Genomic DNA, 25,790 nt, shown 5'->3' on the forward strand with positions numbered 1-25,790 from the left:
GTTAGGTGTCCGTCATGGCCTCGCGGGCCATCTGCCCGACATAGTCCTTGCGGGTCGGCAACTTCAGTACCTGCGGCAAAAGCCCTTCCGCAAACTCCTTGACCAGCGACTCGAGGGCGGCCGCCGGGTCTTCGGCGTGGTCCACGCGCACATCCCAGAGCGGGTACTCCTCGGTGTCGACCACATAGATCGCACCTGACAGCGAGCCCTTCAGGTCTGCGCCGGTGGCTTCCCCGGCCTGCAGCGCACGCAGGAGTCTGCGCGCGAGGTCAAGGTCCTCGTTCGCATAGAAGGCGTCCACGGTCGCCTCGAGCGTCTCGACGCCGACGAGGCGATTGCCCTGGGCGACCGCGTCGCCGCGCCGCAAGTGGCCGGCCCAGCGTTCGGTTCGGGCGCCGGTCCACGCGGCGGTATTTCCGTGCACATCGACGACGCCGACCTGTCGGTAGTCACGTCCGTCGTCGCGGCCGATCACTTCGTCGAGCGCGTCCTGGGCGGACCGGCCCGCGGCCATCAGCTCGACACTGTCGATGGCCAGGTACGGGTTCATCATGGCCTGCGACGCCACCGCGCCCACACCGGTGCGAGCGTGCGAGACGAGCTTGCCGACCCCGAGCATGGCGGTGATGGCCCCGACGCCCAGCTGCCCCGTTGCGGGGTCGTAGGCACAAATGGAGAAGGTCATTGCCATCTCCTTCCCATGCCGTCGGCCATGAAACCCACTTGAGGGCTTCCGACGGTCGCGCTGCTGTTCGTCGCCGCGCGGGCGCTCAGCCGCTCTTGCGCCGAAACTCCCGGCGGTGCTCGACCGGTCCGTGCGCGCGTGGCTGCTTAGCGCCGCCGTCCTTGTGGTCGCCGCCGCCGGCGGCCTTGGCGTTCTTGCGCTCCAAGGCTTCCCGGAACTTGCGTTTGGTGTCGTCGTCGCGCGGCGTGTCAGCCATGACAGGAGCCTAGCGCGGCGCGGGGTTCGCCGTCGCCTGCTTTATCGCATGCCGGGCGGCAACCCGTAGAGGTGTGAGATCGGCAGCGTCATCAGGACCCGACGGTCGTCGACCATCGCGCGGCGATAGTCGTCCCAGTCGGGATGTTCACCGGCGATGTTGCGGTACAACGCGATCAACCCCTCGACCGTGTCGTCGTCGGGCGTGGCGGCCTGCGGGGTGAGCACCGCGTCGCCCTCGGCCACGGCATACGCCCAGCCGTCGTCGGAGCTGACGTGGATCGAGGCCCGGGGGTCGCGACGCAGGTTGCGGGTCTTGGCCCGCGGTTCGGTGATCGACACCTGGATCGCCAACGCGCGCGCATCGAAGTAGTAGGACACGTTCGACAGCTGCGGGCGTCCGTCGCGCTTGATCGTGGCCAACACTCCCAACGAGTTCCCGCCGATCAGCGCCAACAGCTTGTCGTCGAACACGTCACGTCCCATGGTTCGAGCCTACGTCTCTACGAACGACTACGTCTCTACGATCGAAGGCGATGACTTCTTCCGTCGACGGCAACGTTCTCGAGGGCGTCTCGGCCACCACACTGTGGACGCTGCACAACCGTGCCAGTGAAGCGAAGCGCTCCGACGGCGTGATCCGCGATCCGTGGGCGGTCGCGCTGTTCGACACCATCGACTACGACTATCTCAAGTTCGGCAAGACCAACCCGTCGCACGCGCTGCGCGCCGTGGCATTCGACACCGCCACGCGCGACTACCTCACCACCCATCCCAAGGCCTCGGTGGTCGCGCTGGCCGAGGGGCTGCAGACCAGCTTCTGGCGACTCGAGCGCACCGGCGTCGCCGACGAGTTGACTTGGTATTCAGTCGATTTGCCTGCCGTCATCGCGCTCCGGAAGGAACTGCTGCCCCACGGTGAACGCATCATGGCGCTGGCTCAGTCGGCGCTGGACCGCAGTTGGATGGACCAGGTCGACGCCGGGCACGGCGTGTTCATCACCGCCGAGGGTCTGCTGATGTACCTGCAACCCGACGACGCGCTGGGCTTGATCGCCGACTGCGCCGAGCGGTTTCCCGGCGGGCAGATGATGTTCGATTCCGTGCCGCCGTGGCTGAGCCGACGCGCGCTGACCGGGCTCAAGCTCTCCGACCGTTACACCGCGCCGCCCATGCCCTTCGGGCTCAGCCCCGACGACGCCGTCGCGCTCGCCGGGCGCATCCCGGGCGTACGCGTCGCGCGCGACGTCCCGATGCCGCCCGCGCGCGGCCTGTGGAAGCTGGCGGGCTCCCCGGTGCTGGACCGACTGGGCGAGTTCCGGCGCCGACGGCCGTCGCTCACGCTGCTCGAGTTCGGCGCATGACGCGCTACGCGGCCTTCCTGCGCGGGGTCAACGTGGGCGGTGTCAACCTGAAGATGGCCGACGTCGCCGACGCGTTCGAGAATGCCGGATTCGACAATGTCCGAACGATTTTGGCGACCGGCAACGTCCTGCTCGACAGCCCCGCCAAGGAGGCGACGGTGCGGCGGCGCGCCGAGAAGGCGCTGCGCGAGCGGTTCGGCTACGACGCCTGGGTGCTGGTCTACGACCTCGATACCGTGCGGGCGATCTCGCAGGCGTACCCGTTCGAGCGTGAGGTCGAAGGCCACCACTCCTACATCACGTTCGTCACCGACGCGCAGGTGCTCGACGAACTGGCCGGCCTCGAACCCGGCGACGCCGAGAAGATCCGCCGCGGCGACGGGGTCATCTACTGGCAGGTGGCCAGGTCGGCCACGCTGGGCTCCGCGATGGGCAAGACCATGGGCAAGAAGCGCTACAAGTCGTCGACCACCACCCGCAACCTGCGCACGGTCGAGAAAGTGCTGCGGTAGGTACATTCGGACAGGTGAGCTCCACACCCACCGCCAAGGCCGACGGCACCGCGTTGACCGGCGTCTCGGAAACCGCACTGATGACCCTGCAGGTCCGCGCGACCGAGGCGCGCCGACCCGACTCCATCCTCGACGACCCGATGGCCGTGCAACTGGTCGATTCCATCGACTTCGACTTCGCCAAGTTCGGGTCATCGCGCCGTCAGGACATGGCGGTGCGGGCGTTGGCCTTCGACCGACATGCCCGCCGTTATCTGCGCGACCACCCGAAGGCCACCGTGGTGGCGTTGGCCGAGGGGCTGCAGACCAGCTTTTACCGGCTCGATGCCGCCGATGTCGGACATGAGTTTCGTTGGCTCACCGTGGATCTCCCGCCGATGATCGAACTGCGCCGCAAGCTGCTACCCGCCTCCGACCGGGTGCAGATGGCCGCCCAGTCGGCGCTGGACTACAGCTGGATGGACCGGGTCGACACCGAGCACGGCGTGTTCGTCACCGCCGAGGGCCTGCTGATGTACCTGCAACCCGAGGAGGCGCTCGGGCTGATCGCCGAATGCGCCAACCGGTTCCCCGGCGGGCAGATGATGTTCGACCTGCCGCCGGCCTGGTTCGCGGCCGCCGCGCGCAGCGGGCTACTGCGGCCTTCGCTGCGCTACCGGGTGCCGCCGATGCCGTTCAGCCTGACCCCGTCGCAAGCGGCGAACCTGGTGCACGACATCCCCGGTATCCGGGCCGTGCACGATGTACCGATCCCGCCCGGCCGCGGCAAGATCTTCAACACGCTGGTGTGGAGCGCTCAGCGCATTCCGGTGTTCGATCCGGTGCGGCCGGTGTTCACACTGCTGGAGTTCGGCTGACCGACCCCGCGGCTCACTCGAAGGCGGCCTCGACGTAGCGCAGGGCGTCGGGCTTGCCGACACCCATCGCCTTGGCCGCCGACACGAAGTCGTGCGCCGCGGCGGCCATCGCCTCATCGACGGGATCCACCCGGGCCACGAATGTGCCGAACCGCCCCCGCGTTTCAAGGATTCCGCTCGACTCCAACTCGCGGTACGCACGCGCGACCGTGTTGACGGCCAGACCTAGTTGCCCGGCCAACTCCCGCACCGTCGGCAACCGCGTGCCCGCAGGCAGCCTGCCGTCGCGGATTCCGTCGATGATCTGCGTCCTCAGCTGGTCAAACAGGGCGCCGGAGGCGCGGTGATCGATGCGTACCCACTCCGCCAACCCCGCCACGTGCATCAGTATCGCCCAAAGCGGCTACTTTGGACATGTGCAGGTTGCAGTTCTCAGTGGTGCGGGCATCTCAGCCGAAAGCGGGGTGCCCACGTTCAGGGATGTCGAGACCGGGCTGTGGGCCAAGGTGGACCCGTACGAGATTTCCAGCTCCGAGGGTTGGCGCGCGAACCCGGAGAAGGTGTGGGCGTGGTATCTGTGGCGCCACTACATGATGAAATCGGTGCAGCCCAACAGCGGTCACCTGGCCGTCGCGGCCTGGCAGGACTACGCCGACGTGCACGTCGTCACCCAGAACGTCGACGATCTGCATGAACGGGCCGGCAGCACCAAGGTCTACCATCTGCACGGCAGCTTGTTCGAATTCCATTGCGACGCTTGCCGCTCCGCGTTCGAGGGCGACCTGCCCGCAATGCCCGAACCGGTGGAGGCCGTCGAGCCGCCGGTGTGTCCGTGCGGCGGGCTGATCCGGCCGAATGTGGTGTGGTTCGGCGAGGCGCTGCCCGAGGATGCCTGGCAACGTTCGGTGGATGCGGTCATCGGCGCCGACATCGTCGTCGTGGTGGGAACGTCGTCGATCGTCTACCCCGCCGCGGGCCTGCCCGAGATGGCGCTGGCCCGGGGCACGGCCGTCGTCGAGGTCAACCCCGAACGCACCCCGCTGTCGGACGCCGCCACGGTGTCCTTGCGCGAGACCGCGGTCGACGCGCTGCCCGCCCTGTTGCAGCGGCTGCCCGCCCTCCTCGACTCTTAGGCGCCTATTTGACGGCGCGACCCAGCGCGAACTCCGCCACCGGGATCGGCGCCCAGGTCGGCAACGTCCACTCGCGGCGCGCGCCGGCCACCTGAAATCCCGCGCCGGCCACGGCCTGCTCGGTGTGGCGGTGGGTGTGGCAGTTGCCGAACAGCCTCGGCCACAGCGTGGCGTCGGCCAGCTTCTGCATCCGCGCACGGGCTCCGGTTCCTGCGATGTGCTCGAGGTAACGCAACTCACCGCCGGGGCGCAGCAGCGAATGCAGTTGGCGCAGCACCGCTTCGGGCTCGTCGACCGAGCACAACACCAGCGAGCACACCACCGCGTCGAACGGTTCGGCGCCGGTACTGGCGTAGTGCTCGACGGTGTCGGCGGTGACGGTCACCGGCACCGGTGCGGCGGCCGCGGCGCGCTGCGCCTGCTCGGCCAGCCGCCGCTCGGGTTCGACGGCCACCACCTCGGTCACGGTGTCCGGATAGAACTCGAAGTTGGTGCCGGTGCCGGCGCCGACTTCGAGTACCCGCCCGGCGAGCCCGGCAAGGTTCTCGCGGCGCAACCGCTGAATCGCCTCCGTCTCATGGCTGGACATGAACATCCACAGCCGCGCAAAGAACGGGTTGTCAACGGTGTTGCTCATTGAGCAGTCCTTTCAACATGGTGATGGATTCCTGCGGACTGAGCGCGGGATCGACTGCGCCCGAGATGATTTCGCCTACGACTACCGACCGCAACACGCGGTCGGCGAACTCCTCGGTGTCACCCCACGGCAGATACGGCCGCGAGATCAGCATCGCGGCCACCCCGTGGGCGACCGTCCACAACTGCAGCGCCAGCGCGACCGGGTCCCCGGGGGGGAAGACATCTTCGGACATCAGCTTTTCCACCGAGTTGCGCAGGTGCACGAACGCCGACGTATTCAGCATCATGTCGACGTCGCTGCCGGGGCGGCCCTCACCCATCGTCGCGATCCGGTAAAGCTCAGGGGTTTTCACGGCGAACCGGACGTAGGCCAAGCCCTGGGCGCGCAGCACCTCAATCGCCGACGGCGCATCGGCGGCCAGGCTCTGCATCTCCTCGTCGAGTTTCTCGAAGTAGCGCACGCACACCGCATCCAGCAGCGCGTCCTTGTCGGCGAAGTGCAGATAGATCGACGGCGGCGTCACCCCGACCCGCTGGGCGACCGACCGGATCGACACCGCCTTGGCATTGCCGGTCTCCAGCAGCAGATCCGTGGTGGCGTCGAGGATCTCGTCGCGCAACTGCTCACCGGACCCGCGCGGCGCGCGCCGCCGTTTCATCGTGATCCGACCACCTCAGATGGATCGTCGGCCGGTGCCCGCTCTTCCGCGGACTCGCTGATGCCGATGCGCGCATGCAGTCGGGCCAGCGGTTTGGGCGCCCACCAGTTCCACCGGCCGAGCACGTGCATGAACGCGGGCACCAGCGCCATGCGTACCAGTGTCGCATCCGCGAGGATCGCCAGCGTCAGGCCGACGCCCATCATCCGCATGAACGACACCTCGGCGGCGATCAGCGCGGCGAACGAAATCGACATGATCAGCGCCGCGGCGGTGACGACGCGGCCCGTCCTGGCAAGCCCGAGCGCGACGCTCTCGTCATTGCGCACGCGAGGAGCAAGAGGGGGAACGTCGGCTGGTGTGCGGCCCGATCGCAGCCAGTACTCCCGGATCCGCGACACCAGAAACACCTCGTAGTCCATCGAGAGCCCGAACGCGATACAGAACAGCAGCACGGGCATGTTGGCCACCAGGGTGCCCGTCGGCGTGGTGCCCAGCGCGCCCAGATGGCCGTCCTGGAAGATCCACACCAGCGCACCGAACGCCGCGGTCAGCGATAACACGTTGAGTATCAACGCTTTCAGCGGCAGCACCACGCTACCGGTCAACATGAATAGCAGGATGAACGTGATGCCGGCGATCACCGCAAGCACCAGGGGCAGTCGCGACGTGACCGCCGAGGAGCTATCGCGGTTGGTTTGCGCGACGCCGGCCAACTGCACCGCAGCGCCATCCGGCGTGTCCACCGCCCGCAACGCGTCGAGCTGGGCCTCGGAGGCTTCGGTGAACAGCGGCGCGGTGCTGGCCACTGTCAGGAACGCGCTGCCGTCTTTGATGCTCGTCGGCGCCGACGGCGGGCCGACCGGCGTGCCGGCCACGAACGTGCCGCTGGGCGCCGACACCGAGGACACGTCGGGCACCTGCGACAGCGCTCGGGCGTAACGGTCGAGGTCGGCGGGTGTGACAGCGCGCGCGTCCGGTATCACGACGGTGACGTTGCGGGCCGAGTCGACGGCGAAGTCGCTGCGCAGTTCGTCGCCGAGCTGACGCGCCGACGCCGACGGCGGCAGCACCCGGTCGTCGGGGAAGCCCCAGTTGGCGCCGAGGAACGGTGCGCCGAGCACCAGCAGCAGCGCCACGATCGCCGCGCCGATCGGCACCGCCCGGCGCATGACGAACTTCGTGCTGCGGTACCAGAACGTCTGCTCGACGGGTTTGCGCACCGGCTCGGGACGACCCAGCAGCCGACGCGCCAACCGGCGCACGTCGAACGCGTCCAGCCGATCGCCGGCCAGCACGATCGCCGCCGGCGCGACGACCACCGCAGCCACCGCCGCGAACGTCACCACCGCGACGCCTGCGTAGGCGAACGACTTGAGGAAGTACATCGGGAACAGCACCATCGCGACCATCGACAACGCGACCGTCAGCGCCGAGAACAACACCGTGCGCCCGGCGGTGACCATGGTGCGGATCAGCGCGCGGTCGCGCTCGGCGCCGTCGGCCAGCTCGTCGCGGTACCGGCTGATGATCAGCAGTGTGTAGTCGATGGCCAGGGCCAGCCCCATCGCCACGGTCAGGTTCAGCGCGAAGATCGACACATCGGTGACGAGGGTGACGGCCCGCAGCACCGCCATCGAACCAAGGATCGCGAACCCGCCGACCGCCAGCGGCAGCGCGGCGGCCACCAGCCCGCCGAACACCCACACCAGCACGACGAAGCTCAGCGGGATCGCGATCGACTCCATCAACAGCAGATCCCGTTCGGTCTGCCCGTTGATCTGCACATACGTCATCGCTTCGCCGCCGGCACGCACGGTGACCCCGTCGCGGTCATGCACCAGCCGGTCGGTGAGTTCTTTGGCGTGCTTCTGCGCGCCGCTTTCACCGCCGGTGATGCCGGCGACGATCAACCCGGTCTTGCCGTCCTTGCTGATCAACGCCGGCGTCGCCGGCTCCGGCGCCGTCCATGCGGAGACGATCTGCACGACGTGCGGTGATCCCTGCAGCTGGGCGGCGATATCGGTGGCGACCGTCCGTGCGGCCGGGCTGAGTGCGCCGTCGTCGTCGGCGACGCTGATCAGCAACTCCATATCGCCCTGGCCGAATTTGTCGACGAGCAGCTGGTTGGCCTGGGCGGACTCCGATGTCGGATCGGCGAAGCCGCCCGCGGACAGATGCTTGACGACGGGGATTCCGAAGATTCCGCAGGCGATCATGACGAGCACCGTGATGGCGATGATCCGACGCGGCGCGGCCAGCGCCAATTGTGCGATTCGTTGCAGCACGTCGCGCCTTCCAGTCCGGTCTGTAACGCGGATAACTTAACAGCGGTAGCGAAAATCGGTCAATGGACCCACAAATGACACGGTCCGGCTGCCCCGCATCGTTCACGGAGATGACCGCGATGAATTCACCGCTTTCTGGTAGTCGTATCCGACATGACAACTACCGATGTGACCGCACCAGCGCGCGCTACGACCGGTGATATAGCCCTGTTGATCCTGCGTATCGGGACCGGCGCGGCGATTCTTCAGGCCGGTCTGATCAAGGCCTTCGACTTCGGCACGACGGTCGAGTTCATGGGGGCCGGCGGTTGGCGGGCGCCGACGGTGGCTGCGTTGATGGTCACCACCGCCGAGACGCTGGGCGGCATCGGGTTGATCCTCGGCGCGCTGACCCCGCTGGCCGCGTTCGCGGTGGTCGCGGCGATGTTCGACGCCTGGGCGGTCAACGTTTCGGCGGGCGCGTTCTGGTCGCAGCCGTTCAACGTGCCGTTTCTGATCGGCATCGGCGCGACGGCGCTGCTGTTCGCCGGCGCGGGTGCGTATTCGGTCGACGCTCGGGTCCTGGGCCGCACCACCTGGTCGCCGCGGGTCGCGGTGGGGCTTCTGGTCGCGGCGTTCGCGGCGGCCGTCGCCACCTGGATCGCGCTCAACGGGACGAACCCGATCCACTTCACCGCACCGGCTCAGTAACCCCGGCGAGCAGACGCAGAAGGCCCTTTTAGGCGGACATTTTGGGACCTTCTATGTCTGCTCGCGGGAAAAGAGGCCCCGGAACCTACCCGGCGGTAAGAATTGCCACGATATTGCGAATCGTGACTCAATGAATCCTTAGACGTGATGGTTACTCTTCAGTACATGTGGATCGACGACACCAGTGCTGATGTCATCAAGGTTGATTTCGAGGCGCTTTACCACGGCGATGTCCTGGTAGAAGGCGTCACCTCCGAGCAGCTCGACGACGACCAGCCGCTGCGCACCGCGGTCTGACCTCACGCGCCCCGAGCGAGGGGCGCGGTCGGCCGTGACGGTTTGCCCACCGCGGGCCCCTCGCTGACTCCTGCTTTACGCCACACTTTCTTCTTCGTCGGCTTCGACCATGCCGGTCAGCCGGTCGGTGATGATCTCCTCGGCCTCGGCCACCATCCGCGACACCAGCTGACCGCAGGTGGGGATGTCGTTGATGAGGCCCATCGCCGTGCCGACACTCCAGATACCGGCGTCCAGGTCGCCGACCTCGAAGACCTTCACGCCGCGGGTGCCCGCGACCAGGTCCTTGACGTCCTCGAACTGCCCGCCGCGGTTGAGGATCTCCACCACCTCACGCGACACCGTGTTGCTGGCGACGCGGGCGGTGTTGCGCAGCGGGCGGAAGATCAGCTCGGTGTCGAGCTCGGTGCCCGCCACGATCGCTTCCTTGACGTTCTGGTGGATCGCCGACTCGACCGTGCACATGAACCGCGAACCCATGTTGATGCCGTCGGCGCCGAGCGCCAGCGCAGCCACCAGACCGCGCGCGTCGGCGAAACCGCCCGAGGCGATCATCGGGATGTCGATCTTGGCCGCCGCCGCCGGGATGAGCACCAACCCCGGAATGTCGTCCTCGCCGGGGTGGCCCGCGCATTCGAAACCGTCAATGCTGATGCCGTCGACGCCGAGGCTCTGCGCCTTGACCGCGTGGCGCACCGACGTGCACTTGTGCAGCACCTTGATCCCGTTGTCGTGAAACATCGGCAGGTGCGGCGCCGGGTTGGAGCCGGCGGTCTCGACGATCTTGATACCGGAGTCGACGATCACCTGCCGGTACTCGTCGTAGGGCGGCGGGTTGATCGTCGGCAGGATCGTCAGGTTCACCCCGAACGGTTTGTCGGTGAGCTCGCGGCACCGCTCGATCTCCTTGGCCAGATCCGCGGGCGTCGGCTGCGTCAGCGCGGTGATGAAACCCAACGCACCCGCATTGGCCACCGCAGCAACGAGTTCCGCGCGACCGACCCACTGCATACCGCCCTGCACGATGGGGTGCTCGACCCCGAACGTCTCGGTGAACTTCGTCGTGATGCTCATCGGTGCTCCTCGCTCTTCGCGCAAGCGCTCATCGGGGGGCCATTCGGATCGCGCCGTCGAGGCGGATCACTTCACCGTTGAGCATCGGGTTTTCGACGATGTGCACGGCGAGCGCGCCGTACTCGTCGGGGTCGCCGAGCCGGGCCGGATGCGGCACCTGCTTGCCCAGCGAATCCTGCGCCTCCGGCGGCAGCGAGCCCAGCAGCGGTGTCTTGAACAGACCGGGCGCGATGGTGCAGACGCGGATCAGCTCACGCGACAGGTCCCGGGCGATCGGCAGCGTCATGCCGACCACACCGCCCTTGGACGCCGAGTAGGCCGCCTGGCCGATCTGGCCCTCGAACGCCGCCACCGATGCGGTGTTGACGACGACGCCACGCTCACCGTTGATGGGTTCGGTCTTGGCCATCCGCTCGGCCGACAGCCGCAGCACGTTGAACGTGCCGATCAGGTTGACCTCGATGACCTTGGAGAAGCCGTCGAGCGGGAACGGGCCGTCCTTGCCGAGCGTCTTGTGCGCGTTGCCGATGCCCGCACAGTTGACGTTGACCCGCAGCGGGCCCATCTTCTCGGCTTCGTCCAGCGCCGCGGTCACCGCGTCGGGGTCGGTCACGTTGGCCTCGACGAACTTGGCGCGATCACCGAGTTCGGAAACCACGTCGCCACCCTTGAGGTCGATGACGACGACGGAGGCGCCCCGGTCGAGTAGCCGCTTGGTGGTCGCCAGGCCGAGGCCCGAAGCGCCGCCGGTGACGACGGCTGCGGCGTCTTTGATCTCCACTGAAATGAATTCCCTTCTCTAGGTCCAGTCCCGCAGGACGGCTTCGGTGTCCGCGCCGGCCTGGCCGGGCGGGGTCGGGGTCGGCAGCACGCTGCGAGAGAACCGCGGCGCGGGCATGGGCTGCAGGTGGTCACCGTCCCGGTAGAACGTATTGCGTTCGGTGACATGCGGTTCGGACTCCACCTCACCGAATGAGAGCACCGGCGTCACGCAGGCATCGCTGCCGGCGAACACTTGCGCCCAGTGGTCGCGGTCCTTGCCGGCGATGACCTCGGCGAAGCGGGCCCGCAACTCGGGCCAGCGGCCGGCGTCGTTCTGGTCGGGCAGATCCTCGCCCTCGATGCCGAGGCCCTTGAGGAACTCCGCGTAGAACTGCGGTTCGATACAGCCGACCGCGATGTAGCGGCCGTCGGCGCAGGTGTAGGTGTCGTAGTAGGGCGCGCCGCCGTCGAGGATGTTGACCCCGCGCTCGTCGGACCACAACCCGTCCTGACGGAAGCCCCAGATCATCTGGGCCAGCACGCTGGACCCGTCGATCATCGCGGCGTCGACCACCTGGCCCTTACCCGAGGTCTGCCGCTCCCACAGCGCCGAGAGGATGCCGACGAGCAGGAACATCGATCCGCCGCCGAAATCGCCGGTCAGGTTCAGCGGCGGGACGGGCCGCTCCCCCGCCCGGCCGATGCTGTGCAGCACACCGTTGAGCGAGATGTAGTTGATGTCGTGGCCGGCCTGCAGTCGCCGCGGACCGGTCTGGCCCCAGCCAGTCATCCGCGCGTAGATGAGGCGTTCGTTGACCTTCGCGCAGTCCTCGGGACCCAGCCCCAGCCGTTCGGTCACACCCGGGCGCAGACCCTCGATGAGCACGTCGGCCTTGGCGACGAGCTGTAGCACGAGGTCGCGGCCCTCGTCGGACTTGAGGTCTGCGGTCACCGACCGGCGGTTGCGCAGGGTGGCTTCGCGGCTCTTGCTCGGGATGCCGCCCAACTTGCCGGGCCGGTCGACGCGCACCACGTCGGCGCCGAGGTCCCCGAGGATCATCGCGGCGTGTGGGCCCGGGCCGATGCTGGCCAGTTCGACGACCCGGAGCCCATGCAGTGGTCCAGCCACAATTCAACCGCCCTTCATCCGCGCGAATGCTGCCGACCGCCGACATAGCTTACTTGTATAACCAAGTGGGCCGGATCTAGGGTGCAGCCATGACAACCGCGGGTTCCAGCGTGCACACCTACACCAGCAGCGACCACATTCTGGTGGAGCTGTCCGACGGCGTGCTCTCGGTGACGATGAACCGCCCGGACAGCCTCAACTCGCTGACCCGGCCGATGCTGACCGGTATCGCCGACGCGCTCGAGGCCGCGGCCTCTGATTCGCGCGTCAAGGCGGTGCGGCTCGGCGGCGCGGGCCGCGGCTTCTGTTCGGGCGCCGGCATCGGCGACGACGACCAGGCCCAGAAGAGCGTCGACGGTCCGGCCTCCGTGCTGGATGCGGCCAACCGCGCGGTCCGCTCGATCGTGAACCTGCCCCAGCCTGTCGTCGCGGCGGTACACGGTCCGGCGGCCGGTGTCGGTGTGTCGCTGGCGCTGGCGTGCGACGTCGTACTCGCTTCGGAGAACGCCTATTTCATGTTGGCGTTCACCAAGATCGGGCTGATGCCCGACGGCGGCGCCTCGGCGCTGGTGGCCGCCGCGATCGGCCGCATCCGCGCGTTCCGGATGGCGCTGCTGGCCGAGCGGATCACCGCCGCCGACGCCTACGACTGGGGCCTGGTGTCGGCGGTCCACCCGGCCGACGAGTTCGACGCCAAGGTCGACGAGATGCTCACCACGCTGGTGTCGGGTCCGGCAGTGGCGCTACGAAAGTCCAAGCACGCGATCAACGCCGCGACCCTGACCGAGTTCGAAGGCGCGCTGGGGCGTGAGCGCGAGGGTCAGCTGACGCTGCTGACCTCGCCGGACTTCATCGAGGGCATCACCGCGTTCCAGCAGCGCCGCCCCGCCAAGTTCTCTGACTTCTGAGTTCTCGCGGCCCGGGTGGCCGAAAAATTCGGTGGACGTCGCACTGACGCGTCGGCGACCATCTGTGGGTGAGTACGCAATTCGACATCAAACAGCCGGTCCGCGACGCCGGCGGCTGGCGCGTACTCGCACCGTTTCGGTTTCGCGAGTACCGGCTGCTGATCGCGGCGGTCACGCTGTCGATCTTCGCCGACGGCATGTTCGCGGTCGTGCTGGCGATGCAGGTGATCGAACTCAACAACGACCCGGTGTCGCTGTCGTTGGTGACGACATGCTTCGGCGCCGCCCTAGTCGGGTTGGTGCTGGTGGGTGGGATCGCCGCTGACCGGTTGCCGCAACGCGCCATCATCATCGCGGTCCAGGCCGTCAACGTGCTCGCCTCGTCAACCATCGCGGCCCTGGGAATGCTTGGTGCGCTGCACATCTGGCATCTGGCGGTGGGTGCGGCCGCCCTCGGCGGCGCGGCGGCATTCTTCTTCCCGGCCTACAGCGCGATCCTGCCGCGGATCCTGCCGCCTGAGCAGTTGCTCGCCGCCAACGGCGTCGAAGGTGTGGTGCGCCCGGTGTTTCAACGCGCCGTCGGCCCCGCCGTCGCAGGCGTCGTCATCGGAGCGACGTTCCCGGCACTGGGCGCCACGGTCGTCGCGGTCCTGTTCACCCTCGGCCTGGCGTTGCTGATCGCGACCCGCCCGGACCTGTCACCGGTTGCCTCCGAGCAGAATTCGCATGTGCTGCGGGATCTGCGCGACGGCTTCGTGTTCGTGCTCGGCACGCCGTGGCTGCTGTGGACGTTGCTGTTCGCCAGCATGTTCGTGCTCGTGGTGTTGGGCCCGATCGAGGTGCTGCTGCCGTTCGTGGCCAACGACCGGTTCGCCGACGGCGCGCGCCGCTACGGCTTCATCCTCGCGTTCTTCGGGTTGGGCAGCGCCCTTGGCGCGCTGGCGGTTTCGTCGGGCCGGCTACCGCGGCGCTACCTCACGGTGATGATGGCCATGTGGGGCCTTGGGTCCATACCGCTGGTGGTGTTTGGTTTCACCTCGTCGTTTCCGTTGATGGCGGCGGCGACGTTCGTCATCGGCGTCACCGACGGTGCAGGCATGGTCATCTGGGGCACGCTGCTGCAGCGACGGGTGCCGAGGGCGATGCTGGGCCGGGTGTCCAGCCTGGACTTCTTCGTCTCGCTGGCGTTCCTGCCGGTGTCGTTCGCGATCGTCGGACCACTGTCGAAAGTCGTTTCCATGCAGACGATCTTCCTGGTGGCCGGTATCGCGCCGCCGCTGCTGGCCGCGGTCGCTATGTGGGCCGCGCGGATGCGCCGCGACGAGCTCGCGCACCCGCTGCGGTGAGCTAGACGCCGAAGATCGGCGGCAGTGCGAGCACCATGACCAGACCCCAGAAGAAGTGGGTGAGCATCGGTGCGAGCACGCCGCCGGTCGCCCGGCGCTCCAGCGCGCAGACCGTGCCGAGGATGATCGCGGCGAAGCCCAGCATCGGGTTCCCAGTGGTCGCCGATGTCGCGACGACATAGAGCACCGTCGAGACCAGCACCGGGTGAAAACCGCCCAGCGCGGTGTACAGCGCACCGCGAAAGTACATCTCCTCGGCCACACCGTTGACGACCGTGATGAACACGACCAAGACCAACGGACCGTAATCGGCGAATTCGAGGACGCGCGTGATGTATTCGCGCACCCCGGGGATCTCGCGCGCGATCAGCCCGCCCACGACGAACGCACCGCCCAACGCCAACCCGACGACCGTACCGGTGATCACCGGGCGCTGGTTGCGCCCGCGGAAGTTCACGCAGCCCAGATGCAACGGACCCGATACCAGCGCGCCGAGTGCCCACACCGCGGCCAGCGCCAGCGTCAGCCAGTAGAACGATTCGTCTCCGGGTGGCCGGGTCAACGAATAGCCAAGCAGCACAGCGCCGATCACCAACACCACGGCCACGGTGATGCGCCGCCGCCGGATCACCCCCGGCGGTTCATTGTGTGGGACGGCGACGGTGGTGGCGATATCACGCACCTCGCTGAGGAATCCGCCGGTCGAGGTCATGCGGTGTGTGCCTTCGGCACCAAGCCCAACAAGGTGTCGAGGCCGGTACGCACGGCGGCGGCGACGGGTCCCGGCACGGCACCGATCAGGCCGAGCGCGGGTCGCGCGATCGACGGTGTCACCGTGCGGGCCAGTTGGCGGATGCGCAGCGTGTCACCGCCGGCCCACACCGGGTCGGTGTCGGCCAGATGGTGCGGGTCGGCCAACGCATCGACCGGCATCGGCCGCCGACTCGAAAGCGCACGGGTGATCGCCTCGTCGATGTCGACCAGCCCGCCGGGCGGCTCACCGACGATGTCACGCAGCCCCGAATCGGAGGCCATCATCGGATGATCAAGTGACTCAACGAGATCCGCGGCCAGCCCGCCCGGCACCGGCAGCACCGCAGCCGTCATCCACGACACCACGCCGACATCGATACCGACGACCGGTAGTTCGGCGCGCCATTTGCCCGCGATACGCGCATAGCTGCGCATCAGATCGCCGTAGGACGTGGTCTCCGGACCGCTGATGTCGTAGGCGCCTGCGGGCACACGGTCGACGTCGGCCGCAGCGGCCAAGTAGTACAGCACATCTTGGATCGAGATCGGGTCGATCGGGTTGGCCGACCAGGCAGGCAACGGGATGACGAGGAACCGGTCACCGACGTAACGCAGCATCTCAAACGACGTCGACCCCGCCCCGATGATCATCGCCGCGCCCAACCACACCACATCTGCACCGCCGTCAACGCGCAACGCCTCGGCGACTTCCGCGCGGCTGGTCAAATGCTCGGACAGGTCGTGTTCGTCGGGCACGAAGCCACCCAGATACACGATCCGTCGCACACCGGCGTCCTTGGCGGCGTTGGCCACGTTGGTCGCCGCGCGCTTGTCGGCGTCCCGGAAATCGGGTTCGCCGATGCCGTGCACGAGGTAGTACACAACGTCGATCGGGCCCGCGTCGGCGAAGGCCTGCCGCGCCGACGCCGCGTCGTGCGCGTCCAGCGACACCGCGGTGACACGCTCGTACCAGCCGAAACCGGCCAGCCGGGCCGGGTTTCGGCTGGCGGTGACGACCTCGTGGCCCTCGTCGAGCAGGGTCGTGACAAGACGTGAACCGATATAGCCGGTCGCGCCGGTGACCAGGATCCGCACATTTTTCACAGTAGGGCTGTACCCGATAGGCCCGGAATTTAGCCTGTCGCTTCGCGGTGCAGTTCGATGAGCCGTTGATACGCCTGTGCGTTGTGCCGGTTGCCTGCGACCTCGGCGTCGCTGAGCTCGCGGCGGATCGTGCCGGGGATGCCGGTGACCAGCGAACGCGGCGGCACCACGAGGCCCTGCGGCACCAACGCGCCCGCAGCGATCAGCGACCCGCTTCCGATCCGCGCACCGTTGAGGATGACGGCGCCCATGCCGATGAGCACGTCGTCCTCGATGACGCAGCCGTGCAGCACGGCGTTGTGGCCGACGGTTACGCCGGCGCCGATGCTCACCGGGAATTCGGGGTCGACGTGCACGGTGACCCCGTCCTGGAGGTTCGTGCCGGAGCCGACCTCGATGGGCTCGAACTCGGCGCGCAGCGTCGCCCCGTACCAAATGCTGGCCCTGGCCGCGAGGGCGACCTGGCCGATCACGGCCGCGTTCGGCGCCACCCACGATTCGGCGTGAAGTTGGGGGGCATTGCCACGGATGGGCAGGATCAGCGGTTCAGGCATGCGCGCCATCGTAGGCATGCCCCGTTCGCATAACGTGAGCAGCCGTGAACACTGCGATGGACGTGGTCGACGGCGTCGACTTGACCGGCAAGACCTGTTTGATCACCGGTGCCACCGCCGGTCTGGGCAAGGAGTCGGCGCGAGCGCTGGCGTCGACGGGCGCGCACGTGGTGCTGACGGGCCGCGACGCCACCGCGCTGGCCGACGCCGACGCCTGGGTGCACGCCGCGGTGCCGCAGGCGCGGACCTCGACGGTGTCGCTCGACCTGACGTCGTTGGAATCCGTTCGCGCTGCGGCGATCCGGATTCAGCAGATCGCCCCGGCGCTGCACGTGTTGATGAACAACGCCGGCGTGATGTTCACGCCGTTCAGTAGAACCAGCGACGGTTTCGAAATACAGTTCGGCACAAACCATCTCGGCCACTTCGAGCTGACCCGACTGCTCACCCCGCAGTTGGTCGCCGCCGGCGGCGCACGCATCGTCACGTTGTCTTCCGACGGGCACCGGCTGGGCGACGTCGACCTCGACGATCCCAACTGGGAGCGCCGCGAGTACGACAAGTTCGTCGCCTACGGCGCCTCGAAGACCGCCAACATCATGCACGTGCTCGAGTTGGACAGGCGGCTGCGCGAGCAGCAGGTGAGGGCCTACGCGGTGCATCCCGGGATCGTCGCGACGTCGCTGGCGCGTCATATGACCTCAGACGATTTCGCCAGCCTGGGCCGGTTGGCGGCGGCGACGGCGGATCCGCAGGCCAAGAAGGTCGACGTGCGCCGCGACTTCACGACGTCCGAGCGTGGCGCGGCCACCCAGGTGTGGGCGGCGGTCAGCGCGGATCTGGCCGATGTAGGTGGGGTGTATCTGGCCGGCTGCCGCATCCGCGACGACGTCTCGCCGCATGCGCTCGACGAGGCACGCGCCGCCGCGTTGTGGGAGGTATCGCAGACGCTGTGTGACGCGACCGTCGACAGCTGAAAACCTGCAGGTCAGGCTGGGTGCCGTTGGCGTTTTGCGTGGTCACCGCTTTGGTGTTGTCGCTCGAGTGCCTTTAACATGCGTGGCGACGTGAACCGAGCCGAGGAGCTGTAAGTGAAGACTCGCACCAGCAAGGCCATTGGCGCCGCCGCCGGAATCGCGGCGATGGCCCTCTCTGTGCCGTTGGCGGTAACCGCGTACGCCCAGCCGGCCGAGGAGCCGGAGCCCTCCGTCGAGATTCCCAATCCGGAGGGGCCGGGCTGCGACGCCTTCAAGGAGGCGGTGCCGAACTGGGAGGCGCTAGCCCAGTTGCCGGTCGGGCAGGCGCTGCAGAGCATCCCGGAGGCCGGCACCTTCTATTCGGCAATCTCGGGTGGACTCAACCCGGCGGTCAACGTCGTGCCGGTCTTGGAGAACGGCCCGTACGTGGTGTTCGCGCCGACCAACGAGGCCTTCGCGGCGCTGCCGCCTGCCCAGCTCGACGCATTGAAGGCCGATCCCGCAGCGCTGACGGACCTGGACTACTACCACGTGTTCCTCGGCATTCTGGGCCCGAACGACGTGAAGGGTCAGCGGCCCACCCAGCAGGGCGCGGAGATCAAGGTGACCGGTAAGGGCGGCGACATCACGGTCAACGACACCGCCAAGGTGGTCTGCGGCGGTATCCAGGCCGAAAACGCCCGCATCTATCTGATCGACACGGTGCTGGACCCGGCCAACCCGCCGACGGCCGCCACGCCGACGGCCTCGGCGACGACAACCACCGAGACACCCACCACGACGACGGAGCCGTCGCCGGTCCCGGCCGCCGAAGCCCCCATCGGCTGACGTCGCCACGGGCCAGCGCCTCGGTTACAGGCCGAGGTCGCGGCCGATGATCTCCTTCATGATCTCGGTCGTGCCGCCGAAGATCGTCTGGATGCGCACGTCGACGTAGTCGCGGGCGACCTTGTACTCGTTCATGTAGCCGTAGCCTCCGTGCAGCTGCACACAGTTGTCGACCACGCGCTTGCCGAGCTCGGTGCACCACCACTTGGCCTTGGACGCCTGCACGGCCGTCAGCTCCCCGTCGACCATCGCGCGTAGGCAGCGGTCGATGTACTGCTCGGCGATCTCGAGCTCGGTGGCCATCTCGGCCATCACGAATCGGTTGTGCTGGAAGCTGCCGATGGGCTGGCCGAAAGCCTTGCGGTCCTTGACATATTGCAGCGTCTCATCGAACGTCGCGCGCGCGCCGGCGATGGCGGCCACGGCGATCGACAACCGCTCCGACGGCAGGTTCGTCATCAGGTGGTAGAAGCCCCGCCCCTCCTTGCCGAGCAGGTTGCTGCCGGGCACCCGGACGTTCTCGAAGTGCAACTCAGCGGTGTCGGCGGCGTGCAGCCCCATCTTGTCGAGCTTGCGGCCGCGCTCGAAACCTTCCATGCCGCGCTCGACGACCAGCAGCGAGAACCCTTTGTGCCCCGCGTCGGGGTCGGTGCGGGCCACCACGATGACGAGGTCGCTGTTGATGCCCGCGGAGATGAACGTCTTGGAGCCGTTGAGGATCCAGTCGTCACCGTCGCGCACGGCGGTGGTTTTGATGCCGGCGAGGTCGCTGCCCGCGCCGGGTTCGGTCATCGCGATGGCGCCGATGAGCTCACCGGAGATGTAGCCGGGCAGCCAGCGCTGCTTCTGCTCCTCGTTGGCCAGCGACGCGAAATAGGGCCCGACGATGTCGTTCTGCAGGCTCAGCCCCGGGGTGGCCGGGCCGAACTTCGCGAACTCCTCGACGATGACGGCGTTGAACCGGAAGTCGTCGACACCGCCGCCGCCGTACTCCTCGGGCATGTTAAACCCGATGAGACCGTATTTTCCTGCGGCGGCGTACGATTCGCGCGCCACCAACCGGTCCTGCTCCCACTTCTCGACGTGCGGCGCGCATTCCTTCTCCAGGAACTGACGCGCCGTCTCGCGCAACTGCTCGTGCTCGGGTTCGAAAACCAGACGTTTCATTACTCGCTTACTTTGCTTTCCATACGGGCTGGCGCTTCTCGGCGAAGGCCAGCGGTCCTTCTTTGGCGTCCTCGGAGCGGATCACGGTGGCGATCTCGCTCATGGTTCTGGTCCAGCCCGGTTCGTCGCCGACGATCACGCCGTCGTCGACGCCCATCGCGACCCGCTTGCTGGCCCACACCGCCAGCGGTGCGTTGCACGTAATCCGTTCGGCCAGCGCCAATGCCGCGTCGACGGCGGTGCCGTCGGGCACCACCTCGTTGATCAGGCCCCACTTGAGCGCGTCGTCCGACGTCATCGGTTCACCGGTGAACAACAACTCCATCGCGACCTTGCGCGGCAGATGATCGACGATCCGGAACACGCCGCCGGCCGCCGCGATCAAGCCACGCTTGACCTCGGGCAGACCGAACTTGGCCCGCTGCTCGGCCACCACCAGATCGCTGGCCAGCGCCAGCTCGGTGCCACCGCCCAGCGCGGTGCCGTTGACCGCGGCGATGGTCGGCTTGTCGATGTAGTGCCGGACGTATCCGGCGAAGCCCCACTCCGGGTGATCTGGGTGGAACAGGTTCTCCCGACGCGAGATCGCCTTGAGATCTGCTCCCGCACAAAACGATTCGCCGGCGCCGGTGAGTACCACCGCACGCACCTCGGGATCGTCCTGCGCCCGCTGCAACGCGTCGCCGACGGCGGTGCTCACCGCGCTGTTGACGGCGTTGCGCGCCTCGGGCCGGTTGATCGTGATCAGCAGGAGGTTGCCCCGCCGCTCGCTCAGAGCGGCCGGGGCGGTCACGTCGTCGGTCACAGCAACTCGAGAATGGTGGCGTTGGCCTGCCCGCCGCCCTCACACATGGTCTGCAGGCCGTACTGAATGCCCTTGGCCCGCATGTGATAGAGCATCGTCGTCATGATGCGGGCACCCGAACCGCCGAGCGGATGGCCCAGCGCGATCGCACCACCGTTGGGGTTGAGCTTCTTCTCGTCGGCGCCGATGTCCTTCAGCCACGCCAGCGGCACCGGAGCGAACGCCTCGTTGACCTCGAACACGCCGATGTCATCGACGCTCAGACCGGACTTCTTGAGCGCCTTCTGGGTGGCGGGAATCGGCGCGGTCAGCATGATCACCGGGTCGGCGCCGGCCAGCGTCGCGGTGTGAACACGCGCGATCGGCTTGAGGCCCAACGACTTCGCCTTCTCGGCGGACATGAACAGCAGCGCAGCCGAACCGTCGGAGATCTGCGAGGAGTTACCGGCATGGATGACGCCGTCTTCCTTGAACGCCGGCTTGAGCTGGCCCATCTTCTCCAGGGTGGTGCCGCGGCGGATGCCCTCGTCCTTGAGCACTGTGCTTGTTTGTTGCTCGTCCTTTACCTTGATTCCGACGATCTCGTCGTCGAAGGCACCCGAATCCTGTGCGGCGGCGGCCTTCTCGTGGGAGTCCAGCGAGAACTGGTCGAGCGCGGTGCGGTCGAAGCCCCACTGTTCGGCGATCATCTCGGCGCCGATGCCCTGGTTGGGGGTCTGGCTGTAGCGGTTACGAAACGCGTCCGGATAGGGGTGCCCGCCGTTGGCCAGCGAAGAGCCCATCGGCGTGCGGGACATCGACTCCACGCCGCCTGCGACCACCACGTCGTAGTGGCCGGCGACCACGCCCGCGGCGGCGAAGTGCACTGACTGCTGGCTCGAACCGCACTGCCGGTCGACAGTGACACCCGGCACGGTCTCGGGCCACCCGGCGGCGAGCACCGCGGTGCGGGCGATGTCGAGCGCCTGCTCACCGGCCTGCATGACACAACCCCAGATGACGTCGTCGACCAGGGCGGGATCGACGCCCGCGCGCTCGACGAGACCGTTGAGGACCTGCGCCGACAGCTCGCCGGGATGGACGCCCGACAGTCCGCCGTTGCGCTTGCCGACCGGCGACCGCACGGCCTCGACGATGACGGCTTCAGCCATGACCTTCTCCTTCGAAGTTCGATGTTGTTCCCACGCAGGGCTCGGCCCGAAACCGGGTCACCCCTGAACGTAAACGAACAAGGTTTACTAGGTCAACCTACTGGTTGGTAGGCGGAATTGCTAATGCGCGGGGTCTCGATCCGCCCGCGGGTCCGCGGAGTCCCGCCACGTCACCTGCACCGGGATGGTGTCGTCCCAGGGCTGGCGCGTCACCATGTCGGCGACCCGGATGAAGCCCCTCTCGAACTCGCCGGTGGCCGCATCCACCAACCGGTACTGCTGGGTCTGGCGGTGGATGGGTTGGCCGTCGATCAACACGACCCGGACCTCACCGGGTTCGAAATGGCAGCGCTCCTGCAGCGCGTCGATGAGCTGCTCGTTGTGCATGTGGCCGTCGCCGAAGTTCCATCCGATCGCGGTGCTGCAGATGCGCTCCCCGTCGGTCAGCACATAGTCGTCCTCGTTGTGTCCGGCCATCGCGCGGTGCGCGAGCGTGAACATCGCGCGGCCGTGAGTGTTGAAGGCGCGGAACGCATATCCCATGTAGAGGTACATCTGCGCGGTCTCGGGGCTGCCGTAATAGCGTTCCATCTGTGCCTGCGGCATGCTGGCAATCGACACGATGCCCCTCTCGAGCTTCTCGGCCGCCGATGGCTTCATACACCACAGCCCGGTGTCCCAGTTGCCCGCGTAGTACCGCATACCCGGCAGGAAGGACACCTTGCGGGGGAACAGGTTGCCCAGCGCCACCGTGGCGGCCAGGACGGCGAACAACACGATCGGCCAGGGGCTCTGCAGGTCGCCCAGCCCGATCCCGGCGTGCCCGACGAACAACACCACCACGGCGAACATCATGAAGACGTTCCACTCCAGCGGAACACCCATCGGTATCGACGACAGGATGCCGAAGTGGAAGCACACCATGATGAACGCGGCGATGTAGGTCGGCCAGCCGCCGCCCGAGAAGAACAGTACGAGCGGGACCAGGCCCTCGATGGCGGTGCTGAAGTGCGCAAGCCATCGCGACAGCCGACCCGGCCGAAGATCGTCCGGAAAGCGTTCGAAGAACTTGCGTTTGATCCACTTCGGCCGAAACACCGGGTTGTTGCTCATCATCGTCGAGATGACGAACGGAAAGTGTTTGTTGAGCTTGGATGTGGCCGCGCCCAGCCAGATCGTCAGGCAGACCAGCTTGGCGGCGAGGATGATGTCGGCGCCCGCGAACAGAAAACACACCGCCAGCGAGGCATACACCTCGCCGCGGGCGGCCAGAAAGATCACCTTGTCGCGCAGGCCCAGCACCGCGAGCAGGCCCAGGATCGCCCAGATCTGCCACACGGGCAGCACACCCACCGTCGTCCCGAGTTCGGGGATCGGACCGGTGCCGTCGGAGAACAGGGCCACGACGAGCATCACCACCAGGGCGGCATACAGCAGCACATCAAACGGTGTGCGGCGAGCCCCCTTGGTCAGCGGGATGCGGGTCGGCCACGGTGGCAGCCGAATGGTGTTGGGCCGCAACCAGTACAGGATTGATCCCATCGGCGGGAAGAAGCGGTTGTTCAGCGGCCCGAACCCGCATCCCAGCCCGACGACCTCGAACAGCATCGTGTAGAGCACGACCTTCTCGAACACGATCGGCTCGTCGTACCAGGAGGCAACGTTGGTGAACCCGTCGATGCCCTCGGTGGTGAGCACCACCAGCCAGGCGCCGAGGATGTACAGCAAGATCTTGACGACGTAGAACAGGTGCAGGACGACGGGCGTCCCGAACCCCACCTCGGCCCAGTGCCGCGCCATCGGCACGATCTTCTCGGCGCGGGTGCCCTTGCTCCACTGCTCGTAGTCGACGACCGGCGCGTCCTGTTTCAAGAACCCCATGGCTCAAAGACTAGAACGTGTTCTAACTACGCGGCTCCAGATCCTCACGTCCGCTTCGCGAAAGCTACAACAGGGTCGCGATCGCCGCGCGTTTCACGACCCTGGTGTACGGCTCGCGAACTGCGTGGGCGCTCGTCAGGTGTCGGTCTTGGCCGGCGGGCGGTAGAAGATCGCCAGTTGACCGATGCCGCCTGCCAACCCCAGCCCCAGGGCGATGATCAGACCCCACCAGCCGTGCAGCAGGTCGGCGAAGCCGCTCTCGCCGAACAGCAGGTAGTCCAGGCTGTACTTGCCCGCGCCGATGGTCGCGATCGCCACCGCCGTCGTCGCCAGGATGAGGTTGTACTCCCAGCCCTCCTTGACGATGAAGAAGCCGTTGGCCCGGTGCACCGTCCACGCGGCGACCAGCATCAACGCGACAAAGCCCGCGGCGGGGATCGGTGTCAGAAGCCCGACGGCCAGGCCGATGCCGGCGGCCATCTCGGTGGTCGCGGCGACGCGGGCGTGGAAAGTGCCCGGCTTCATCCCGATGCTGTCGAACCAGCCGGCGGTACCGGGGATCCGCCCGCCGCCGAAGAACTTGTTGTAGCCGTGCGCAGCCATCGTCAGGCCCAGCACCACCCGCAGGAACAGCAACCCGAAATCCAGGGCCGAGTCGTAAGCAGTCATGCAACAGAACTTAGGCCATGTGTTAACCCGCTGAACAGCCCTACCGGTGCACGGTCAACGCCGCGGACAACCGCTGCACATACGCGTCGACGTCGCCGATCGCGGACTCGGCGGCGTGCACGCTGACCGCGACGGTGTCGCCGATGCCGTGCACACCGTGTGTCAGCCCCATCATCGGCGACAACGCGGGATAGCCGGCCGTCAGCGCCACCGGCGCATCCCCGAACCTCAGGTCCGCGGCACCACGATTGACGCTGGACACGACGGTGTTGCCGGTGACGGTCGGCGAGCGCAGCGTCGGATCGAACTGGCGCACTCCCCACCGCAACAACGGCGCGGGCACCGCGGCGGACGCGCGGCTTGCCGCGAGCATCGCCGGATGCGCGGCGCGACGACGGCGCTGGTCCAGCTCCGCCGTGATACGCGCGACCCGCTCGGAGTACGTCAGCTCCGGGTGCAGGTCGACGCCGACGTTGCCGAAGTGGTTGTGCGCCAGCCGGATACCGCCCTTCGCCATCGGCACCTCGGCCCCCAACCGCGACGGGTCGTCGCCGAGCTCGCGAAGATGCGCGGACAGCGCAGAAGACACGGCCGCGAGCACACCGACCGTCACGGTCGGGCCCGGGATCTGCGACCGATGCAGGATCACGGTGCGCACACTGCGGACACCATCGGGCAGGCTGTTGCTGCGCAGGGCCGGACGCGGCTCCGCCTGCGGCGCAACCGATCCGGCGTCGGTGTCGCGGACCAGCTGGCGGTGGGCCCGCGCGGCCCGGTATGCGCGCCACGGCAGGGTCAGGCTCTGCAGCGCCGGGCGCGACGGGGTCGCGGGCACCGTCGCGGCGCGGCCGAACAGCAGGGCCGCCAGCGCCGACGACCGAACACCGTCACCCAGCACGTGCGCGACCTGCAGCACCGCCACCGTGGCCACGCCGCCGTCGACCGGCCCCGACACCTCGGGAAAGACATGCAGCCGCCACGTCATGACCCGCGGATCCAACTGGTCGTCGGCGAGTTCGGCCACCGCGGCCAGACAATCCGGCCACGCCCCGGGAGGTTCGTGCACCACGAACTGATCGGACATGACGGCGCCACTGACCCATTCGGGATAGCCCAGCAGCCGCTCGCGCACCCGCAGCCCCAGTTCAGGGCAGCCGTGCGCCCTCCCCCGGATCTGCTGCAGCGCACCGTGCATATCCGAGGGTGCCCCGACGAAGCCGTACAGCAGGAACTGATCGTTGGGAATCTTCGCCGACATCCAGTACGTCTGCGCGTCGACCGCAGGAAGTCGGCGGGCCGTCAT

The 25,790-nt window shown here is 67.6% G+C and carries 29 protein-coding genes; 10 read left to right on the forward strand and 19 right to left on the reverse strand.

Annotation, left to right across the window (positions count from 1 at the left end):
* Position 1 precedes the first annotated feature (1 nt).
* From ABQE93_RS19120 to ABQE93_RS19130, 3 genes are all read right to left on the reverse strand, one after another.
* A complete protein-coding gene (locus tag ABQE93_RS19120; RefSeq protein WP_448409522.1) occupies positions 2-685 on the reverse strand; it encodes a DUF1028 domain-containing protein in 684 nt (227 codons plus the stop codon).
* An 85-nt stretch (positions 686-770) separates the two neighbouring features.
* Entirely contained in the window at positions 771-941 is a 171-nt protein-coding gene (locus ABQE93_RS19125; RefSeq protein WP_448409520.1) for a DUF5302 domain-containing protein, read from the reverse strand.
* A 41-nt stretch (positions 942-982) separates the two neighbouring features.
* Positions 983-1,426: a PPOX class F420-dependent oxidoreductase gene (locus ABQE93_RS19130; protein WP_448409518.1), complete on the reverse strand. Its 444-nt coding sequence runs from the start codon at positions 1,424-1,426 to the stop codon at positions 983-985.
* A 50-nt stretch (positions 1,427-1,476) separates the two neighbouring features.
* On the opposite strand from ABQE93_RS19130, the gene ABQE93_RS19135 reads away from it, so the two are divergent.
* The 3 genes from ABQE93_RS19135 to ABQE93_RS19145 are packed head-to-tail and all read left to right on the forward strand — an operon-like array spanning position 1,477 to position 3,673.
* Entirely contained in the window at positions 1,477-2,304 is an 828-nt protein-coding gene (locus ABQE93_RS19135; RefSeq protein WP_448409516.1) for a class I SAM-dependent methyltransferase, read from the forward strand.
* The gene (locus tag ABQE93_RS19140; protein ID WP_448409515.1) at positions 2,301-2,816 is read left to right on the forward strand and encodes a DUF1697 domain-containing protein; all 516 of its coding nucleotides are present in this window, start codon (positions 2,301-2,303) and stop codon (positions 2,814-2,816) included. Before ABQE93_RS19135 ends, ABQE93_RS19140 begins: the two co-directional genes overlap by 4 nt.
* Positions 2,817-2,830: 14 nt before the next feature.
* Positions 2,831-3,673 carry a class I SAM-dependent methyltransferase gene (locus ABQE93_RS19145; RefSeq protein WP_448409513.1) on the forward strand — a complete coding sequence of 281 codons (843 nt, stop codon included), beginning with the start codon at positions 2,831-2,833 and terminating at the stop codon, positions 3,671-3,673.
* A 13-nt stretch (positions 3,674-3,686) separates the two neighbouring features.
* Here ABQE93_RS19145 and ABQE93_RS19150 read toward each other — a convergent pair whose 3' ends face one another.
* Positions 3,687-4,052 (reverse strand): Rv1152 family transcriptional regulator, encoded by a 366-nt coding sequence (locus ABQE93_RS19150; protein WP_448409512.1) that lies wholly within the window; start codon positions 4,050-4,052, stop codon positions 3,687-3,689.
* A 37-nt stretch (positions 4,053-4,089) separates the two neighbouring features.
* Between ABQE93_RS19150 and ABQE93_RS19155 the strand changes: the two genes are divergently transcribed.
* Positions 4,090-4,806: an NAD-dependent deacylase gene (locus ABQE93_RS19155; protein ID WP_448409511.1), complete on the forward strand. Its 717-nt coding sequence runs from the start codon at positions 4,090-4,092 to the stop codon at positions 4,804-4,806.
* A gap of 4 nt (positions 4,807-4,810) precedes the next feature.
* Here the strand turns inward: ABQE93_RS19155 and ABQE93_RS19160 are convergent, their stop codons facing one another.
* The 3 genes from ABQE93_RS19160 to ABQE93_RS19170 are packed head-to-tail and all read right to left on the reverse strand — an operon-like array spanning position 4,811 to position 8,392.
* Complete coding sequence (locus ABQE93_RS19160) at positions 4,811-5,443, reverse strand: class I SAM-dependent methyltransferase (RefSeq protein WP_448409510.1); 633 nt, start codon at positions 5,441-5,443, stop codon at positions 4,811-4,813.
* On the reverse strand, positions 5,427-6,104 hold the full coding sequence (locus ABQE93_RS19165; protein ID WP_448409509.1) for a TetR/AcrR family transcriptional regulator: 678 nt from the start codon (positions 6,102-6,104) through the stop codon (positions 5,427-5,429). Before ABQE93_RS19165 ends, ABQE93_RS19160 begins: the two co-directional genes overlap by 17 nt.
* On the reverse strand, positions 6,101-8,392 hold the full coding sequence (locus ABQE93_RS19170) for an MMPL family transporter (RefSeq protein WP_448409508.1): 2,292 nt from the start codon (positions 8,390-8,392) through the stop codon (positions 6,101-6,103). The genes ABQE93_RS19165 and ABQE93_RS19170 overlap by 4 nt, the downstream gene beginning before the upstream one ends.
* A 153-nt stretch (positions 8,393-8,545) precedes the next feature.
* Here ABQE93_RS19170 and ABQE93_RS19175 point away from each other — a divergent pair, with 153 nt between their 5' ends.
* Positions 8,546-9,082 carry a DoxX family protein gene (locus tag ABQE93_RS19175; RefSeq protein WP_448409507.1) on the forward strand — a complete coding sequence of 179 codons (537 nt, stop codon included), beginning with the start codon at positions 8,546-8,548 and terminating at the stop codon, positions 9,080-9,082.
* 165 nt (positions 9,083-9,247) lie between these two features.
* Entirely contained in the window at positions 9,248-9,379 is a 132-nt protein-coding gene (locus tag ABQE93_RS19180) for a hypothetical protein (RefSeq protein WP_448409505.1), read from the forward strand.
* Positions 9,380-9,454: 75 nt separating this feature from the next.
* On the opposite strand, the gene ABQE93_RS19185 is transcribed toward ABQE93_RS19180, so the two are convergent.
* The 3 genes from ABQE93_RS19185 to ABQE93_RS19195 are packed head-to-tail and all read right to left on the reverse strand — an operon-like array spanning position 9,455 to position 12,344.
* Positions 9,455-10,453, reverse strand: a complete 999-nt coding sequence (locus ABQE93_RS19185; RefSeq protein WP_448409504.1) for an NAD(P)H-dependent flavin oxidoreductase — start codon at positions 10,451-10,453, stop codon at positions 9,455-9,457.
* Positions 10,454-10,481: 28 nt separating this feature from the next.
* Positions 10,482-11,234 carry a 3-hydroxyacyl-CoA dehydrogenase gene (locus ABQE93_RS19190; protein WP_448409503.1) on the reverse strand — a complete coding sequence of 251 codons (753 nt, stop codon included), beginning with the start codon at positions 11,232-11,234 and terminating at the stop codon, positions 10,482-10,484.
* 18 nt (positions 11,235-11,252) lie between these two features.
* Complete coding sequence (locus ABQE93_RS19195) at positions 11,253-12,344, reverse strand: CaiB/BaiF CoA transferase family protein (RefSeq protein ID WP_448409502.1); 1,092 nt, start codon at positions 12,342-12,344, stop codon at positions 11,253-11,255.
* An 89-nt stretch (positions 12,345-12,433) separates the two neighbouring features.
* Between ABQE93_RS19195 and ABQE93_RS19200 the strand changes: the two genes are divergently transcribed.
* Positions 12,434-13,252: an enoyl-CoA hydratase gene (locus ABQE93_RS19200; protein WP_448409501.1), complete on the forward strand. Its 819-nt coding sequence runs from the start codon at positions 12,434-12,436 to the stop codon at positions 13,250-13,252.
* A gap of 86 nt (positions 13,253-13,338) precedes the next feature.
* Entirely contained in the window at positions 13,339-14,598 is a 1,260-nt protein-coding gene (gene tet(V), locus ABQE93_RS19205; protein ID WP_448409741.1) for a tetracycline efflux MFS transporter Tet(V), read from the forward strand.
* A 1-nt stretch (position 14,599) separates the two neighbouring features.
* Here tet(V) and ABQE93_RS19210 read toward each other — a convergent pair whose 3' ends face one another.
* Genes ABQE93_RS19210 through ABQE93_RS19220 form a run of 3 tightly spaced genes read right to left on the reverse strand, consistent with a single transcriptional unit; the run spans position 14,600 to position 17,009 of the window.
* Positions 14,600-15,310, reverse strand: coding sequence for a CPBP family intramembrane glutamic endopeptidase (locus ABQE93_RS19210; protein WP_448409500.1), 711 nt, complete (start codon positions 15,308-15,310; stop codon positions 14,600-14,602).
* Positions 15,307-16,455, reverse strand: a complete 1,149-nt coding sequence (locus tag ABQE93_RS19215) for an NAD(P)H-binding protein (protein ID WP_448409498.1) — start codon at positions 16,453-16,455, stop codon at positions 15,307-15,309. The genes ABQE93_RS19210 and ABQE93_RS19215 overlap by 4 nt, the downstream gene beginning before the upstream one ends.
* Before the next feature lie 29 nt (positions 16,456-16,484).
* A complete protein-coding gene (locus ABQE93_RS19220) occupies positions 16,485-17,009 on the reverse strand; it encodes a gamma carbonic anhydrase family protein (RefSeq protein ID WP_448409496.1) in 525 nt (174 codons plus the stop codon).
* Positions 17,010-17,065: 56 nt separating this feature from the next.
* On the opposite strand from ABQE93_RS19220, the gene ABQE93_RS19225 reads away from it, so the two are divergent.
* Together ABQE93_RS19225 and ABQE93_RS19230 are read left to right on the forward strand one after the other, a co-directional pair.
* Positions 17,066-17,986 (forward strand): SDR family NAD(P)-dependent oxidoreductase, encoded by a 921-nt coding sequence (locus tag ABQE93_RS19225; RefSeq protein ID WP_448409740.1) that lies wholly within the window; start codon positions 17,066-17,068, stop codon positions 17,984-17,986.
* Positions 17,987-18,100: 114 nt separating this feature from the next.
* On the forward strand, positions 18,101-18,814 hold the full coding sequence (locus ABQE93_RS19230) for a fasciclin domain-containing protein (protein WP_448409494.1): 714 nt from the start codon (positions 18,101-18,103) through the stop codon (positions 18,812-18,814).
* A 24-nt stretch (positions 18,815-18,838) separates the two neighbouring features.
* Here the strand turns inward: ABQE93_RS19230 and ABQE93_RS19235 are convergent, their stop codons facing one another.
* The 6 genes from ABQE93_RS19235 to ABQE93_RS19260 form a co-directional block, all read right to left on the reverse strand.
* On the reverse strand, positions 18,839-19,981 hold the full coding sequence (locus ABQE93_RS19235) for an acyl-CoA dehydrogenase family protein (RefSeq protein ID WP_448409493.1): 1,143 nt from the start codon (positions 19,979-19,981) through the stop codon (positions 18,839-18,841).
* Between the two features lie 7 nt (positions 19,982-19,988).
* Positions 19,989-20,786: a crotonase/enoyl-CoA hydratase family protein gene (locus tag ABQE93_RS19240; RefSeq protein ID WP_448409491.1), complete on the reverse strand. Its 798-nt coding sequence runs from the start codon at positions 20,784-20,786 to the stop codon at positions 19,989-19,991.
* Positions 20,783-21,937 (reverse strand): thiolase family protein, encoded by a 1,155-nt coding sequence (locus ABQE93_RS19245; RefSeq protein ID WP_448409489.1) that lies wholly within the window; start codon positions 21,935-21,937, stop codon positions 20,783-20,785. The genes ABQE93_RS19240 and ABQE93_RS19245 overlap by 4 nt, the downstream gene beginning before the upstream one ends.
* Before the next feature lie 120 nt (positions 21,938-22,057).
* The gene (locus ABQE93_RS19250) at positions 22,058-23,818 is read right to left on the reverse strand and encodes a DUF3556 domain-containing protein (RefSeq protein WP_448409488.1); all 1,761 of its coding nucleotides are present in this window, start codon (positions 23,816-23,818) and stop codon (positions 22,058-22,060) included.
* Positions 23,819-23,953: 135 nt separating this feature from the next.
* Entirely contained in the window at positions 23,954-24,487 is a 534-nt protein-coding gene (locus ABQE93_RS19255; RefSeq protein WP_448409487.1) for a DoxX family protein, read from the reverse strand.
* Between the two features lie 40 nt (positions 24,488-24,527).
* The gene (locus ABQE93_RS19260) at positions 24,528-25,790 is read right to left on the reverse strand and encodes a WS/DGAT domain-containing protein (protein ID WP_448409486.1); all 1,263 of its coding nucleotides are present in this window, start codon (positions 25,788-25,790) and stop codon (positions 24,528-24,530) included.

The organism is Mycolicibacterium sp. XJ662 (assembly GCF_053484035.1).